The organism is Niallia sp. Man26 (assembly GCF_022049065.2).
In the GTDB taxonomy this organism is placed as follows: Bacteria; Bacillota; Bacilli; order Bacillales; family Cytobacillaceae; genus Niallia.
In genome coordinates this window covers 2,505,307-2,520,658 of sequence record NZ_CP095743.1, presented here as the reverse complement: position 1 = coordinate 2,520,658, position 15,352 = coordinate 2,505,307, and the positions used below count along the sequence as shown (strand labels likewise).

Genomic DNA, 15,352 nt, shown 5'->3' with positions numbered 1-15,352 from the left:
GAATCGAGGGGGATATATGCATTATTATGGAACTTCCAGTGTGAACGAAGCTGGCCATTTGGAAATTGGCGGTGTTGACACAGTGAAAATAGTCGAAGAATTCGGAACACCAGTATATGTATATGATGTTGCACTTATCAGAGAACGAGCAAGAGGATTTAAGGATACATTCGCTAAACGAGGTATTCCGGCACAGGTTGCTTATGCAAGCAAAGCATTTTCAACAATTGCAATGGTACAGCTTGCCAATGAGGAAGGGCTGTCCCTTGACGTAGTATCCGGCGGTGAGCTTTATACGGCAATTACAGCTGGTTTCCCGATGGAAAGAATCCATTTCCACGGCAATAACAAAAGCAGAGAAGAACTGCTGATGGCAATTGAGCATAAAATCGGCTGTATTGTAGTTGACAACTTTTATGAGCTTGCCTTATTGCAGGAGCTGTGTGAACAGAACCACAGCAAGATGCCGATTCTGCTTCGCGTAACACCTGGGATTGAAGCACATACACATGACTATATCCTTACAGGACAAGAGGATTCTAAATTTGGCTTTGGACTGCAAAATGGACAAGCAGAGGAAGCGATCCTTAAAGCGATGGAATCTGAAAATCTTGAGCTGTTAGGGCTGCATTGTCATATCGGCTCTCAAATTTTTGAGACAACAGGCTTTGTGCTTGCTGCAAAAAAGATTATTGGTCAGCTTTATAAATGGAAACAGGCTTTCGGCTTTGAATCTAAAGTTTTAAACCTTGGCGGGGGCTTCGGTATCAGATATACAAACGAAGACCAACCGATCCAGCCTTCAGAATATGTGGAAGAGATTATTACTGAAGTGGAGAAAAATATGAATCAATTTGGCATGAGCATGCCGGAAATTTGGATTGAGCCAGGCAGATCACTAGTTGGGGATGCAGGCACAACTCTATATAAGATTGGTTCGAGAAAAGAAGTTCCAGAAGTGCGCCAATACTTAGCGATTGATGGAGGAATGACAGATAACATCCGTCCGGCATTGTATGATGCGAAATATGAGGCTGTTTTGGCAAATAAACCTTTGGTTGAAGCAGAAGAAACGGTGTCCATCGCTGGCAAATGCTGTGAATCAGGAGATATGCTAATTTGGGATCTACCACTGCCCAAAGCAGGAGAACAAGATATTTTAGCAGTGTTCTGCACAGGTGCATATGGTTATTCTATGGCTAATAACTATAACCGAATTCCAAGACCTCCAGTCGTTTTTGTGGAAAACAAGGAAGCGGTTCTTGTTGTAAAAAGAGAGACGTATGAGGACATAGTTCGTCTGGATTTACCTTTGAAAGAGAAGGCGTCTGTAAATAAATAAGAAAAAGGAAGTGCATTTGCACTTCCTTTTTTTTCTATTAAGAGAAGAATGATTTTATCGCATCAACGAGACTTGCAAAAAATTCTTTTACTTTTGCAAGAAAACCTTGACCTTCTTCACTTTCAATAAATGCATTAAATTTATCTTTTGCATCTTGCAGCTGATCTCCAACCTGATTCCAGTTGATATCCAGCTCTTTAAGCTTATTGAAGAAATCCATCAATGTTTGCTTTTGAGTATCGCTTAACGAAATATTAAGCTCGCTTGCTGCATCATTGATGATTTTTTCCAGTTCAGCATCTGTCGACGGTTTATTTTCCGCGATTTTTTCTTTGATTTTTGCCATTAGTGCAGATGCTTTATCTGTTCCTATTTCTTCACCGAGGTTAGCGGTCTGCACCATCTCTTCATTGGCAGCCTGTTTAACATCCTCTGGAATTTCTGTATCTGTAGATACTTCATATGCTTTAATAAGACCTGTAAGTGCTGCTGTCCCCGAAACCTCAATTGGAGCTGTAACATAAATGTCAGCATCCTTTACACCTGCAGTTATTAACGCATTAATATACATTTCATCTGTTACCCAGTTTATATTTTTAGTTGTCACTTCTATTCCGCTTCCTGCATCATTGATGGTAATAGCGGAGGAAGAGATGGCTCTTGTGCCAATCAATGCCTTGGAAATATAGCTTCCTAGATATTGATGTTCTTCTTTATTAGAGACTGTAATGATTTGTGCATCATCAGGCGCTTTCATTTCCGTCAGAAGCAGTTTCTTCTGCTCTTCTGTCAAGTTTTCACCTAAAGTGATAATCATATCCCCTGGCGCTGCATCTGCTAATGCGTGCAATGGCAGCAGGAGCAAAAGTGAAAAGACAAGCACAGCCCATTTTTTTCTAATCATCTGTGTTTCCTCCTAAATATGTTCTATGCATATAGACGTACAGGCAAATCAAAAAGTTTCCTTCTATCCACATATTGTGTAAAGGACGGGATTTGCACTTGCTATTATAATCGATAATAAGGCTAATAAAAATAGTAGCTGAATGAATTGTTTTAGCATACTATTATAATGAGAAGATGATATATGGATTACTTGCAAACAGTAGGGATTTTGACGCAGTTACTGTAATGATGCTTTCTTCTTATAATATTTTCATTGAAGATTAATCATAATTTATGTATGATAGTATTTATAACAGGTTTCGCCAAAGTCAGATAATTTATGCTCTTATGGCGGATTTTAATACTAGTGCCGGTTTCTTCATATTTAAAATAGAATATTGTTTGGAAACAATCCATTATGGGAAAACTTACAGGTAAATATGCTTTAATAATAATGAGGGATACAAATGATTATTCGTTATAAAAAATCTTTTGAGAAAATTGCGATGGGCCTGCTTTCTTTTATGCCTGCCGAAAAGGATTTAAAAGTGCTACAGCAAACGATAAAGCAATACGAAGCTAACGAGAATTGGCAGCTTTTTTTATGGAAGGAAGAAGAGGATATTATCGGGCTTATAGGAATCAGCTTTGAAGATGCGGACAGAATCAGCATCCAGCATATATCCGTAAACCCTTCGTACAGACATCAAGGTGTCGGTAAATCGATGGTGCAAGCAATTAAGTCATTATATACCAACAAAAAAATCGAAGCGAACGAATTGACTGTAGGCTTTCTTTCTAAATGCATGAATATGGAGGAAAATCTTAATTCGTAATAAAAATAAATCCCTGACCGGATTCCTTACAGGTAAGCGGTCAGGGATTTTTTGCTACCTATTTCTTCCTGCGTTCCTTACGCTCTGCAATGGCAGCATTTCTTTCTAAGATGACCTCGCTTCTATCTCGTGTCAGATGACGATGAACAATTGCTTCAGCAGGTATTAAACTTGATTTCCACTCCATTCCATGCGATAGACACCATTTCACGCATTGCTCTTCTAAAAAAGCATCGTTAATAGGCAGGACTAACGGTTTAAAGGGAAGCTGGTTATTGATATTATGCAATCTTTCTTCCAATCTCGCCAGCAATATATGCTCATCCAGTCCATAGTCTGACCATATCCAGTTTCCATGCTTAAACATGACAATGGCTTTTTCTAATGTTTTGCGTGCGCCAGTGAAATTTCCGCGACGATGGTGATAACATGATACTGCCATTAAAATAAAGCTGACCCAAATCGATTCTTTATTGCCTGAATCAACCTCTTTCCAATATTCCTCTAATATTTCATGGCACTCAAAGAAATCTTGATCTCCATGAAAATGTGCCAAATACTCAATATATTCATCTGGATACACCACTATTTTCTCCTTCCCGACAAAAAGTATCTTTTGCTATTATACTTCCTTTACAAGCAGATAGAAAAGTCAGTTACCCTATATGCTTTTGAAGATGGTATAATTTATTATTGGATAACTTTATGGAATCATCTATACTTATACTAGCATAAGGAATATAGATGTTATTTTATTAGGATTTTGGTGAGATATAATGCAATATAATGTGAAGATTGACAGTTTTGAAGGTCCTTTGGACTTGCTGCTGCATTTAATAAATAAATTAGAAATTGATATATATGATATAAATGTCGCGGAAATAACGGAACAATACTTAGAATATATCCATGCAATGTCAGAGCTGCAGCTTGATATTGCAAGTGAATTTTTAGTGATGGCAGCGACACTTCTCGCAATTAAAAGCAAGATGCTGCTTCCTAAATACGATGAAGAGCTTCTTGATGATGACCTTATGTATGAGCCGGAAGAAGATTCAAGAGAAGACTTAATCGAAAGACTGGTAGAATATCGTAAATTTAAAGAAGCAGCGGATGATCTTAAGGAGATGGAGCAGGAGAGAGGGTTGATTTTCACGAAGCCTCCGAGCGATTTATCTGACTTTACCCAAGATGCAGATCAAAATGCTAAAAGCGATTTGGACGTGTCTTTATACGATATGCTGGCTGCGTTCCAAAAGCTGATGCGCAGGAAAAAGCTGCAGGCGCCCCTATCGACAAAAATAACAAGACAGGAAATTCCAATCGAGAGCAGGATGGAGGAAATTCTTGTTTTCATTAAAAGCAGAAGAAGAACTCATTTTGAAGAGCTTTTTCCTGTCCATGATAAAACCCATATAGTTGTGACCTTTCTTGCTCTGTTGGAGCTAATGAAGCGCCAGGCGTTATTTGTGGAACAAGAGCATAACTTTGCAGATATATTTGTGGTTGGAAAGGAAGAGGAAAGATTTTGATGGTTACAAATTGGAAAGGTATTATTGAAAGTTTATTATTCGCAGCTGGAGATGAAGGCTTGACACTTAAGCAGCTGGCCCATGTCCTGAATGTGGAGCAATTCGAGGCGGAGCAGGTAACAAGAGAGCTGATGGAGGATTATCGTAAAGATGAAAATAGAGGTATTTCCATTGTGGAAATAGCCGGGACCTTTCAGCTTGCCACGAAAAAAGAGCATTCAGTCTATTTAAAAAAGCTTGTTGAATCCCCGCATGCTTCTACATTATCACAGGCTGCACTTGAAACCCTTGCCATTATTGCTTACAGGCAGCCGATTACAAGAGCAGAAATTGAAGAAATCCGCGGTGTGAAAACAGAAAGGCCCCTTCATACCCTTTCTGCAAAAGCGCTAATAAAAGAGGTCGGCAGAGCAGAAGGTGCAGGCAGGGCAATCTTATACGGAACGACAAAGGAATTTTTAGATCATTTTGGTTTAAAGGACTTAAAGGAACTTCCTGAATTAGCAGAAAAAGAGGAAGATTATAAGCAGGAAGAGGCAGATTTGTTCTTCGAATCATTCCAGCAATTGGATGACTAAAACAAAAAGAGGCAGGATGAAAGCAACGCATTCATCCTGCTTCTTTTTTTCGGTTATTTAAACATGTTCCCCCCATTCTGCACATATTCTGTAAAGAATGACTTTAGATAGAAAAGGGGTTATCTGAGATCAATGAGCAGCTACAATGAATATGTAAAAGATGTGTTAGTCTGGAACAGAGAATTGAAGGACTTTTTAGAAACAGAGAATGTCCAAAGAAGCGCAGAAATTTGGAAAAGCCTTGATAAGTTTACATCCTTAATGGAAACGGTCCAACGCAAACCGATTGATACAGAGGAACTGATTAAAATCCAGCATAAAGCGGAAGAGCTTCAGGACGAAATGGAAGGTTACTTTAAGCAGAGACAGCAGGTTGGAACGATTTTCATCAATGAACCATCAGTAAAGGCAGGAGGCCACAAGCTGCCGCCGCTGCCGTATGCTTATAATGCATTGGAGCCCTATATAGAGGAAGAAATTATGAGGCTTCACCATACAAAACATCATCAATCCTATGTGGATGGACTAAATAAAGCAGAAACAATGCTGGCACAAGCAAGAAAAGATCGAAAGTTTGACCTTGTGAAGCATTGGTCGAGAGAGCTAGCCTTCCACGGATCTGGTCATTATTTGCATACGATCTTTTGGAATAATATGAGTCCAAACGGCGGAGGAGAGCCTAAAGGGATGCTTCTTGAGTCAATAAAGGATTATTTCGGCAGCTTTGACGCTTTTAAGCACCACTTTACAGAAGCAGCCAAGGCAGTGGAAGGGGTAGGCTGGGCAATCCTAGTCTGGTCACCTCGGGCGCGCCATTTGGAAATTCTCCAATCAGAAAGGCATATGCTGTTGACTCAATGGGATACAATTCCCTTGTTGGCATTGGATGTTTGGGAGCATGCCTATTACTTACAGTACAAAAATAACCGTGCTGATTATATCAGTAATTGGTGGAAAATCGTTAACTGGAAAGATGTTGAAGAGAGGTTTGCGAAGGCAAGTGATTTGAAATGGAGGCCGTTTTAATTTTTTATTGAGCATGCAGGCGAACAGCAATGGTTCGTCTGTTTTTTTGATTTTAAAAAGAGAGCCTAAGTCTAAAGTTTTTACCAATTTGTCATAAGCCCGCTTGTCCTGCATAAATATGTACAAACCATATAAGGAGACGAGGTAGTGTTATATGAAACCATATAAGATATTACTCCTATCTTGCATCACGGCATTTCTGTTGCTGACTATCCCGCAAAATGCCAATGCGCAAATATATGTCAGTGCTAGCAGCGCCATTTTGATGGAGCAGGAATCAGGACGAGTCATTTATGAAAAGGATGCACATACCCAAAGAAGGATTGCCAGCATAACAAAAATTATGACAGCCATTCTTGCGATTGAGTCGGGAAAAATGAATGATATGGTGAAAATTAGCGAGAATGCAGTTAGATCTGAGGGATCTTCGATTTACTTGAAGGCCGGCGAAAAAATCTCTCTAGAAGATTTGGTGTACGGGCTGATGCTTCGATCTGGGAATGATGCAGCTACTGCTATTGCGGAGCATGTCGGCGGAAGTTTGGACGGATTTGTTTACTTAATGAATCAAAAAGCACAAGAGCTGGGCATGAAGGACACACATTTCGCTAATCCTCATGGGCTGGATGATCATGAGGATCATTATTCATCTGCCTATGACATGGCGTTACTAACAAAGTATGCGATGGATAATGAGCAATACAAAAAAATAGCAGGAACAAAAAATTACCGTTCAGAAAATCCTGATGGAGAATGGGACCGGGTTTGGAAGAACAAAAACAAGCTGCTGACTGGTCTTTATGAGTACACCACAGGCGGAAAAACAGGTTATACAAAAAGAGCGAAAAGAACCCTTGTCTCCACAGCGGAAAAAGATGGAGTCGAGCTGATTGCAGTCACTTTAAACGATCCTGATGATTGGGATGATCATATAAACATGTATGAGACTGCATTTAAGAATTATCAAATGGCATTAGTGCTGGAAAAAGGCAAAGTTAAGACAAAGGACTCCTTCTATAAAAACAAGCTGTATATTAAAGAGGATTTAGTGTATCCGATTACGGAAGCGGAGAAGGATGAGTTAAAAATCCAATTTAAGCTTTCAAAAGTCCAAGCAGATTGGAAAAAGAAGGAGCAGAGTGTTCCTGACATAGTCGGCAATGCAGAGATCTATTTAGAAGGCAAGCTGGTAGAAACTGCTCCCGTTTATTTTGAACATGCAAAAGTAAAAGAAAAGAAGAGCTTCTTTGACCATTTTAAAAGTATGTTTCTGGCAGTTATGGGAGTAGATAAGGATGGTTAATATCATTTGGGTGCTCCTGACTGTGATTGGAATAGTTTTTGCCATCTTTAATGGGACAATCGATGAAGTCAACAAGGCAATCTTTTCAGGTGCAAAAGAAGCAGTTACGATATGTATCGGATTAATCAGTGTGCTAGTCTTTTGGCTTGGCATGATGAAGATTGCGGAACAAGCAGGCCTCTTAAAAAAACTTACAAATCTGTTCAGACCCTTAGTATCCAAGCTGTTTCCAGAGGTGCCGAAGGACCATCCGGCCATGGGATATATTCTTTCCAACATGATGGCCAATATCTTCGGTTTGGGAAATGCTGCGACTCCCCTTGGAATAAAAGCAATGGAGGAGCTGAAGCGGTTAAACGGAGGCAAGACGAGTGCAAGCAACAGCATGATAACCTTTTTGGCATTAAATACCTCCAGCATAACGCTTATTCCAACAACGGTTATCGCCATTCGCATCAACTACGATTCAGCTTCACCGACTGATATAGTTGGACCGACTTTAATTGCGACGATTTTCTCCGCAATTAGCGGGATTTTAATTGATCGATATTTTTACTATCGAAGAATGAGAAAAGGATGAATTCATAATGGAAATTATTTCACTGTTGTCAGTTTGGATGATTCCTTCTTTAATTTGCTTTATTCTCGTTTATGGAACATACAAGCGTGTACCAACATATGAAAGTTTTGTAGAAGGAGGGAAAGAGGGCATTTCAATGGCCTTTTCCATTATCCCTTTTTTAGTGGGCATGCTTGTGGCAATCTCGGTATTCCGTGCATCAGGGGCATTGGAATATTTTATGGGATTTCTAAAGCCGGCATTAGACTTTTTTGGAGTGCCATCAGAGGTTGCTCCGCTTGCGTTTATTCGCCCTATTTCTGGCAATGCAGCACTTGGTATGACAAGTGACCTGATTGCCACCTATGGTCCGGACTCCTATATCGGCCGGCTTGCGGCTACTATTCAAGGCAGTACTGATACGACCTTTTATGTGCTAACTGTGTATTTTGGCGCTGTCGGCATCAAAAAGATGGGTGATGCACTTAAAGTAGGGCTGCTTGCAGACCTTGTCGGGTTTGTAGCAGCGATTGTTGTTGTGACATTAATGTTTGGTAAGTGATGCTCCGATTCGTTCGGAGTTTTTTTTATTTCAGTGTTTTTACAGACTTTCCTTTGAAAATGGGCAAACTTATGTCATAATTCAAAAGATGACAAAAAATATGGCTGTTTGAAAAGTAAGCTATTGCTGTTGATGAATTTAATGAGGTGAAACATAAATGGAAAGACTGCAAAAGGTAATTGCCCATGCTGGGATTGCATCGAGAAGGAAAGCAGAAGAATTAATTCTGGATGGAAGAGTTACTGTTAACGGTAAAGTCGTAAAAGAATTAGGTGTAAAAGTTGGACCTTCTGACAAGGTTGAAGTGAACGGTGTTCCGATTGAAAGGGAGGAGCCTGTATACTTCTTGCTGTACAAGCCTCGCGGCGTGATTTCGAGTGTGAATGATGATAAAGGCAGAAAAGTCGTAACAGATTTCTTTTCTGAAGTAATATCATCAAGAATCTATCCGGTCGGACGTCTTGATTATGACACATCTGGACTTATTTTGCTCACAAATGATGGAGAATTCGCCAACTTGATGATGCACCCTAAAGGGGAAATAGAGAAGGTATATGTCGCAAAGATTAAAGGCATTCCGATGCGAGAGAAAATCAAGCTACTGGAAAAAGGCGTTATGCTTGAAGACGGTAAGACAGCACCAGCAAAAGCTAAGGTTCTGTCTGTGGATAAGAAAAAAGGAACGTCTATCGTTGAGTTGAAAATTCATGAAGGCAAAAACCGCCAAGTCCGCAGAATGTTCGAAGCGATTGGCACACCTGTGTTAAAGCTGAAAAGGGAACGATACTCCTTTTTGAATTTGAATGGCTTGAGCCCTGGTGATGCACGTGAATTAACAGCACATGAAGTAAAACTTCTTCGTACGGAAGCGAATAAGAAAAAATAAGCTTGTTAAAAATTCATAAAACGTTCACAGAACAAGGTGCATGATTACAATATCTGCAACATTAAAATGCTATAATGATTATAAGTTTTTTACGGAAATCCCATTGATATTTAACAAGTCTTTGGGATTTTGTTGTTTATAAGATGGGCAAAAAAGGAAACATGCAAAAAAGTGTTTAGCGTGCTTCCATTATTATCATAGAAGCGTTGTAAGGAGGATTACCAAATGGAGAAGGAAATAAAAATTCTTGTCGTGGATGATGAGGACAGAATCAGAAGGCTGCTGAAAATGTATTTAGAACGAGAGGACTTTCTTGTTGAGGAAGCATCAGACGGGCAAACCGCTTTAAATAAAGCTCTTTCCAGCGATTATGATATTATTTTGCTCGATTTGATGATGCCAGGCAAGGACGGAATGGAAGTTTGCAAGGAGCTGAGGGAGAAAAAGGCGACACCTGTTATTATGCTTACTGCCAAAGGAGAAGAAATTAACAGGGTGCAAGGATTTGAAGCAGGTACAGATGATTATATTGTTAAGCCCTTCAGTCCGCGGGAAGTAGTGTTGAGAGTCAAAGCTTTATTAAGAAGATCTGCTCCAGCTGGATTTGTACAAAGTGAAAGCAGTGCAAAGGACTTAATTGTGTTTCCTTACTTAACAATTGACAATGATGCGCACCGTGTTCTTGCAAATGGCAGAGAAGTCAGTCTCACGCCAAAGGAATATGAATTGCTGTTATTTCTTGCTAAATCACCAGACAAAGTATATGACAGGGAGCTGCTGCTGAGAGAAGTGTGGCATTATGACTTTTTTGGCGATTTACGCACAGTCGATACACATGTTAAACGTTTGAGAGAAAAACTGAATAAAGTATCAGAGGACGCTGCTCGGATGATTGTTACAGTTTGGGGAGTAGGCTACAAGTTCGAGGTCAGCAATGGATGATGTTTTGGAGAAGTGTTGTATTTAAGCTTTGGAGTACCTTTTTACTGCTGATTTCAGTCGTATTGATTATATTGACTGTTATGCTCCTTGAGTATTTTGAGCAGTATCATATGGAGTTGACAAAAAAAGAGCTGACAAGCAATGCTGCCAAGGCGTCAAGCATTCTTGAGCAACATCCGGATATCGGCATGGATATCGTGTGGGAGCTGGTGGATGAATCTGCCGCTGCGGCGATTGAATTAGATGGTAAGACTTCGATATCTCCGGACAGTGAATTTACGCAGGATTCAATGGAAACGGCCCTATCAAGCAAACAGCTTAAACAAGTGAACGTTAACGGCAAGGAGACTATGCAAACAATTAAACTTGCAAGCGAAGGAACAAATGAGAATGTTGAAGTGACAGCAAGCGGTGTTCCTATACTTCAGGGAGATAAACCGATTGGTGCAGTCTATGTTTTTCAAAATCTGTCTGTTCTTAATGATACAAAAAACTCAACAACGAAGTTTATTGTGTTAGCTGCTGTTGTCGCCATTATTTTAACAACAATATTTGCTTTCTTTTTGCTTACTAGAATTACAGCCCCTCTCCGCAAGATGAGAGAGGCTGCAATGGAGCTGGCAAGAGGGAATTTCGAGACTACTGTTCCAATATGGTCTCAAGATGAAATAGGGGAGCTGTCTGTAGCATTTAATCAAATGGCAAAACGGCTGAACTTTAACATAAATGCCTTAAGCCAAGAAAAAGAACAGCTCGGTAATATACTGAGCGGCATGGCAGACGGTGTGCTTACGTTTAATAAAAACGGAAGTTTGCTTATAACAAATCCTCCGGCAGAAAGATTTCTGCAATATTGGCATTATGAACAAGGCAGCAGTGAGCCGCTGCAAGAGCAAGTGCCTGCAGAAGTGAAAGAACTGTTTCAGCTTGCCATCGGCACGGGAGAAGAGCAAATTGCCGAGATGAAGCTTTCGCATAGAGCGTGGGTGATTATTGTAAGTCCCCTCTATAATAGGGAACAGATAAGAGGAGCTATTGCAGTTATTAGGGATATGACCGAAGAGCGGAAGCTGGACAAGCTGCGCAACGATTTTATTGCTAACGTATCTCACGAATTGCGCACACCGATCAGTATGCTGCAAGGCTATAGTGAAGCCATTGTAGATAATATTGCACAATCTGAGGAAGAAAAGCAGGAAATGGCCAAAATCATTTATGACGAATCTCTTCGCATGGGCCGCCTTGTCAATGAGCTCCTTGATTTAGCAAGGATGGAAGCGGGACATCTTGAGCTATTCCTAGATGAAGTGGAAATGACTTCCTTCTTTCATCGGGTTGCACGGAAGTTTAATGCAATCGCAAAAGAAAAAAATATTGAAATAACGATGGATATCCAAGAGGATATGACGCCATTTGTGATGGATGTTGATAAAATGGAGCAGGTGGTCACAAATATTATCGACAATTGCATCAGGCATACGAAAGACAATGGTACTGTGAAAATCAATGCAAAATCAGATAATGTCGGCATTTACTTGGAAATAGAAGATAACGGTGCCGGGATTAAAGAAGAGGATTTGCCATATATTTTTGAGCGCTTTTACAAGGCGGATAAGGCAAGGACGAGAGGCAGCGCGGGCACAGGACTGGGGCTTGCCATTGCCAAAAATATCGTGGAGGCTCATAATGGCCATATATCTGTCACAAGCAAGTATGGTCATGGAACGACATTTTTTATCTTTTTGCCCCGAAATGTTGAATAAATTTAGAGATGTTGCCGATTCTTCTTGATTCACAAGAAACAATTTAACATAATAGAACATAAGGAAGGATTATTCCTTCCTTTTTGTTTTGCTTAAAAATACAATTAATCTTAATAATTACATAAAAAATTATTGTAGAAGAAAAAAATCCGTAACTATTGTGGAAAACAATACGACTAATTTTATAAACGGGGAGGAGAAACTGATGGACTCCGTTTTTGATGAACTATATAAAAAATATCATCATGACGTTTTTCAATTTCTATTTTATATGGTCAGCCATAAAGAGACGGCAGAAGATTTAGTGCAGGAAGTATATATTCGCGTATTGAAATCCTATGACCGTTTCGAAGGGAAAAGTGCAGAAAAAACGTGGCTGTTCAGTATTGCACGGAATGTAGCGATCGACCATTTTCGTAAAAATAAAAACTGGAAGGACAGAATCATGGAGAAGTTTGATTGGTCTAAACAGCAAATCAAAGCTGATGATTCTCTGCCAGAGGAAGTGGCTATACTATCTGAAGAAGTGCAATATTTATATCAAGCGTTAAAGGTATGTACAGTGGACCAAAAGATGGTCATTATTCTTCGCTATATTCAGGAACGGTCCATTGCAGAGACGGCAGAAACACTCGGCTGGACAGAAAGTAAGGTAAAGACAACACAGCACCGCGCTTTAAAAGCACTAAAAAAACATATGGAGGAATGGACGAGAGAGGAGGAATACAATGGAAAAAAACAATTGGAGCGATGAGCAGCTAAAAAGCCTGTTGAGGCAATTCCCGGCCATTAAGGATGAACGGGACCCAAAGAGCATTTATCAAAATATTGCGGCCGGCAAGTCTAAACAACGGATTCGCCGTCCTTGGCTCATGCCAGCAGTCGCTTCTGTATTTGCTTTCATGCTTCTTATTGTTATAGGAGAAAGCTTCTTTCGGTCAAATAACGGCAATTATAATTTAAGTGATTCATCTTCATCCGAAAACAGCAAATATATAGCAATTAATGAAGACAGCCAAAGCACAGAAAACTCATCTTCGTTCCAAATGAAAGAGCAGTCAGGAGAAGTCGAGAATCGACAGGCAGATGTTGAATTACAAACAACAGCTTTGTATGCAGAAGAAGTAGGAGACAAAGAGCTGCTCACATACCCTATTCCTGATAAGAATCTGCAGGTGGCAGTGCCTGTCAGCATTCTTGTTGAAAATCCGGACAGCTTATCTAAATTTGACTTGTATAAAAAATACATGTCTGCCATTGAGGAAACAAGCTGGGGCCTTGATAACTATTACCCATTTGATGGGACAGTCAGTTATGACATGAGCAATAAGACAGTTATTATTGACTTCGCAGATGATGTCACATCCCTTGGAGCAATCGGTTCAGATGACTTCTTAAACTCTATTGTTTATCAGCAGCTGGAAAGTGTCGGTGCCGATAAAATGGAATTCAGGAGAAAGGGTCAAAAGGGAGTATTAGTTGGTGACAGAGATTTGACGGAGATATATTATCAGCAGCTTGAAAACAGAGGGTACTATCTCTTAACAGATTCAGTCGAGGCTGAAAATGCCCTGTATGTTCCTTGGGAGACACCGTATCATGATATTGAGACCGCACTTATCAATATGCAAAAGGATATGCCGGAATATGGTCTGTCTGCATCAATCCCTGACAATATCCGTTTCGAGAAGATAGTTCCAAATATAGAAACAAGTGAATTGGAGCTGTATTTAACAAAAGACAGCGTCCTACATGCGGATAAAGCTACACTTAGAGCTATAGAATCGATCTTGCTGACCGCTAAGGATTTCCAATTTAAAACAGTGAGATTTGAAAACGCTGGGATTAATCAAATTGGAAGATTTGTATTTACTGATGAAATCCCAGTTCCTGTAGCGGCAAATAAACGAGAAATGAATTAAAAAAGTTCCAGCTTAGCTGGAGCTTTTTTTAGTTGTTTTTGTTAGACGGTGAAAAAGAATGCATGAATTAAGAGAACATATCCCATACTAACATTTGTTTCATAGCTTTTAGGAGACTAGGCAAATGCTCTTATGCTAATGGTTGTCACTTTCATCTAGGTGGACTGATCAGTTCTATAACGAAACATGTACTCATATGGTGAAAGAGGAACTTTTCAATTTTCTTTTTTCTCTCAACAAATATTTGTTGCAGGTTATTTTCGTGTTAGGAAAAAAAGGAGGATACAATGGGAGACTATATCAGACGGCTGCTCATAGCTGCAATAATGCTTCTGTTTGTCAGCTTGTTATTTTTAGGAGGCAAGCATTCAGAAGCTAAATCACCTTCACTGTCTGAACGCACCAAAGGGTGGACTTGGCCGAGTGAAGGCATGATTTCAGATACATTTAATACAAGACATGGAGATCATAAAGGAATTGATATTGCAGGTGACCTTGGAGCTGCTGTATTTGCTGTAGACAGCGGCAATGTCACAAAGTCTTATTATTCCCAATCCTACGGGAATGTAATTTTTATTAAGCATACTAATGGCTTAGAAACCGTTTATGCCCATTTAAATGAACGAGTAGTGAAGGAAGGACAAAAGGTTGAAATGGGCGACCTTATTGGGAAGATGGGCAATACTGGCCATTCCTCTGGCGTCCACCTGCATTTTGAGATTCACGAAAAAGAATGGACGGTAACAAAGGAAAATGCGATAAACCCGATATTGGCATTAGGAGAGGCAGAAGTGGGACAGACAGTCGAAGCAGCAGCGAAACCAGCGAGACAGGAAGCTGCTGAAGCAAAAAGCAAACCTGTAAAAAAAGAAGTAACCACGAAAGAAAATAAAAAGGAAAAGGCAAAAGCCGAAAAACAGGCAGAGGTAAAACCAGAAACTTTGGAAATAACGGTAGAAGAGCCGGTAGGCTATAACCCAACTCTTGGGCAAGTTCCATATAAAAAAGCAATCTATTACATAAAAGAAAACGAAATAAGCGCAATATTAGGTGAACAACCTGCCTTGCTTCCCCCTGAAAGCATGAGTCTGCTTCAATTTAAGCAATTAAAGGAGCAGGAAGATAAAAATAGCGGCATCACACCTAATGTGAACATCTATTATGAATAATGTATTCCTTAAAGGTTTGACTTACATAAAAGTAGTATCACTAAGTG

General features: G+C 39.8%; 16 protein-coding genes. 14 read left to right on the top strand and 2 right to left on the bottom strand.

The features are described from left to right. Positions 1-16: 16 nt before the first annotated feature. Positions 17-1,342, top strand: coding sequence for a diaminopimelate decarboxylase (gene lysA / locus L8T27_RS12740; protein WP_233313303.1), 1,326 nt, complete (start codon positions 17-19; stop codon positions 1,340-1,342). Positions 1,343-1,379: 37 nt separating this feature from the next. Here lysA and L8T27_RS12735 read toward each other — a convergent pair whose 3' ends face one another. Then, complete coding sequence (locus L8T27_RS12735) at positions 1,380-2,246, bottom strand: DUF1002 domain-containing protein (protein WP_233313305.1); 867 nt, start codon at positions 2,244-2,246, stop codon at positions 1,380-1,382. Between the two features lie 448 nt (positions 2,247-2,694). Here L8T27_RS12735 and L8T27_RS12730 point away from each other — a divergent pair, with 448 nt between their 5' ends. Further along, complete coding sequence (locus tag L8T27_RS12730) at positions 2,695-3,063, top strand: GNAT family N-acetyltransferase (RefSeq protein WP_233313307.1); 369 nt, start codon at positions 2,695-2,697, stop codon at positions 3,061-3,063. Between the two features lie 58 nt (positions 3,064-3,121). Here the strand turns inward: L8T27_RS12730 and L8T27_RS12725 are convergent, their stop codons facing one another. Next, positions 3,122-3,649, bottom strand: coding sequence for a DUF309 domain-containing protein (locus tag L8T27_RS12725; protein WP_248574445.1), 528 nt, complete (start codon positions 3,647-3,649; stop codon positions 3,122-3,124). Positions 3,650-3,839: 190 nt separating this feature from the next. Between L8T27_RS12725 and L8T27_RS12720 the strand changes: the two genes are divergently transcribed. From L8T27_RS12720 to L8T27_RS12665, 12 genes are all read left to right on the top strand, one after another. Then, the gene (locus L8T27_RS12720; protein ID WP_233313310.1) at positions 3,840-4,595 is read left to right on the top strand and encodes a segregation/condensation protein A; all 756 of its coding nucleotides are present in this window, start codon (positions 3,840-3,842) and stop codon (positions 4,593-4,595) included. Beyond that, positions 4,592-5,173 carry an SMC-Scp complex subunit ScpB gene (gene scpB / locus L8T27_RS12715; protein ID WP_282581398.1) on the top strand — a complete coding sequence of 194 codons (582 nt, stop codon included), beginning with the start codon at positions 4,592-4,594 and terminating at the stop codon, positions 5,171-5,173. Before L8T27_RS12720 ends, scpB begins: the two co-directional genes overlap by 4 nt. Before the next feature lie 132 nt (positions 5,174-5,305). Then, on the top strand, positions 5,306-6,199 hold the full coding sequence (locus L8T27_RS12710) for a superoxide dismutase (RefSeq protein ID WP_237941673.1): 894 nt from the start codon (positions 5,306-5,308) through the stop codon (positions 6,197-6,199). Positions 6,200-6,353: 154 nt separating this feature from the next. Continuing rightward, complete coding sequence (locus L8T27_RS12705; protein WP_233313313.1) at positions 6,354-7,502, top strand: D-alanyl-D-alanine carboxypeptidase family protein; 1,149 nt, start codon at positions 6,354-6,356, stop codon at positions 7,500-7,502. Continuing rightward, positions 7,495-8,082: a nucleoside recognition domain-containing protein gene (locus L8T27_RS12700; protein ID WP_233313314.1), complete on the top strand. Its 588-nt coding sequence runs from the start codon at positions 7,495-7,497 to the stop codon at positions 8,080-8,082. The genes L8T27_RS12705 and L8T27_RS12700 overlap by 8 nt, the downstream gene beginning before the upstream one ends. A 7-nt stretch (positions 8,083-8,089) precedes the next feature. After that, positions 8,090-8,623 (top strand): spore maturation protein, encoded by a 534-nt coding sequence (locus tag L8T27_RS12695; RefSeq protein ID WP_233313315.1) that lies wholly within the window; start codon positions 8,090-8,092, stop codon positions 8,621-8,623. A 157-nt stretch (positions 8,624-8,780) separates the two neighbouring features. Beyond that, positions 8,781-9,509 carry a pseudouridine synthase gene (locus L8T27_RS12690; protein WP_237941672.1) on the top strand — a complete coding sequence of 243 codons (729 nt, stop codon included), beginning with the start codon at positions 8,781-8,783 and terminating at the stop codon, positions 9,507-9,509. A 225-nt stretch (positions 9,510-9,734) separates the two neighbouring features. Further along, a complete protein-coding gene (locus L8T27_RS12685) occupies positions 9,735-10,451 on the top strand; it encodes a response regulator transcription factor (protein WP_233313317.1) in 717 nt (238 codons plus the stop codon). After that, positions 10,448-12,214, top strand: coding sequence for an ATP-binding protein (locus L8T27_RS12680; RefSeq protein WP_237941671.1), 1,767 nt, complete (start codon positions 10,448-10,450; stop codon positions 12,212-12,214). The genes L8T27_RS12685 and L8T27_RS12680 overlap by 4 nt, the downstream gene beginning before the upstream one ends. A 184-nt stretch (positions 12,215-12,398) precedes the next feature. Continuing rightward, complete coding sequence (gene sigX / locus L8T27_RS12675; protein WP_325169552.1) at positions 12,399-12,968, top strand: RNA polymerase sigma factor SigX; 570 nt, start codon at positions 12,399-12,401, stop codon at positions 12,966-12,968. Then, positions 12,943-14,136 (top strand): hypothetical protein, encoded by a 1,194-nt coding sequence (locus tag L8T27_RS12670; RefSeq protein ID WP_233313320.1) that lies wholly within the window; start codon positions 12,943-12,945, stop codon positions 14,134-14,136. Before sigX ends, L8T27_RS12670 begins: the two co-directional genes overlap by 26 nt. Positions 14,137-14,423: 287 nt before the next feature. Continuing rightward, positions 14,424-15,305 carry a M23 family metallopeptidase gene (locus L8T27_RS12665; protein WP_233313321.1) on the top strand — a complete coding sequence of 294 codons (882 nt, stop codon included), beginning with the start codon at positions 14,424-14,426 and terminating at the stop codon, positions 15,303-15,305. The last annotated feature ends 47 nt before the right edge of the window (positions 15,306-15,352 follow it).

Bases quoted from the DNA above. Each gene is read 5' to 3' on its own strand.
- lysA (WP_233313303.1), top strand. From the start codon at position 17: ATGCATTATTATGGAACTTCCAGTGTGAACGAAGCTGGCCATTTGGAA.
- L8T27_RS12735 (WP_233313305.1), bottom strand. From the start codon at position 2,246: ATGATTAGAAAAAAATGGGCTGTGCTTGTCTTTTCACTTTTGCTCCTG.
- L8T27_RS12730 (WP_233313307.1), top strand. From the start codon at position 2,695: ATGATTATTCGTTATAAAAAATCTTTTGAGAAAATTGCGATGGGCCTG.
- L8T27_RS12720 (WP_233313310.1), top strand. From the start codon at position 3,840: ATGCAATATAATGTGAAGATTGACAGTTTTGAAGGTCCTTTGGACTTG.
- L8T27_RS12710 (WP_237941673.1), top strand. From the start codon at position 5,306: ATGAGCAGCTACAATGAATATGTAAAAGATGTGTTAGTCTGGAACAGA.
- L8T27_RS12705 (WP_233313313.1), top strand. From the start codon at position 6,354: ATGAAACCATATAAGATATTACTCCTATCTTGCATCACGGCATTTCTG.
- L8T27_RS12700 (WP_233313314.1), top strand. From the start codon at position 7,495: ATGGTTAATATCATTTGGGTGCTCCTGACTGTGATTGGAATAGTTTTT.
- L8T27_RS12695 (WP_233313315.1), top strand. From the start codon at position 8,090: ATGGAAATTATTTCACTGTTGTCAGTTTGGATGATTCCTTCTTTAATT.
- L8T27_RS12690 (WP_237941672.1), top strand. From the start codon at position 8,781: ATGGAAAGACTGCAAAAGGTAATTGCCCATGCTGGGATTGCATCGAGA.
- L8T27_RS12685 (WP_233313317.1), top strand. From the start codon at position 9,735: ATGGAGAAGGAAATAAAAATTCTTGTCGTGGATGATGAGGACAGAATC.
- L8T27_RS12680 (WP_237941671.1), top strand. From the start codon at position 10,448: ATGATGTTTTGGAGAAGTGTTGTATTTAAGCTTTGGAGTACCTTTTTA.
- L8T27_RS12670 (WP_233313320.1), top strand. From the start codon at position 12,943: ATGGAAAAAAACAATTGGAGCGATGAGCAGCTAAAAAGCCTGTTGAGG.
- L8T27_RS12665 (WP_233313321.1), top strand. From the start codon at position 14,424: ATGGGAGACTATATCAGACGGCTGCTCATAGCTGCAATAATGCTTCTG.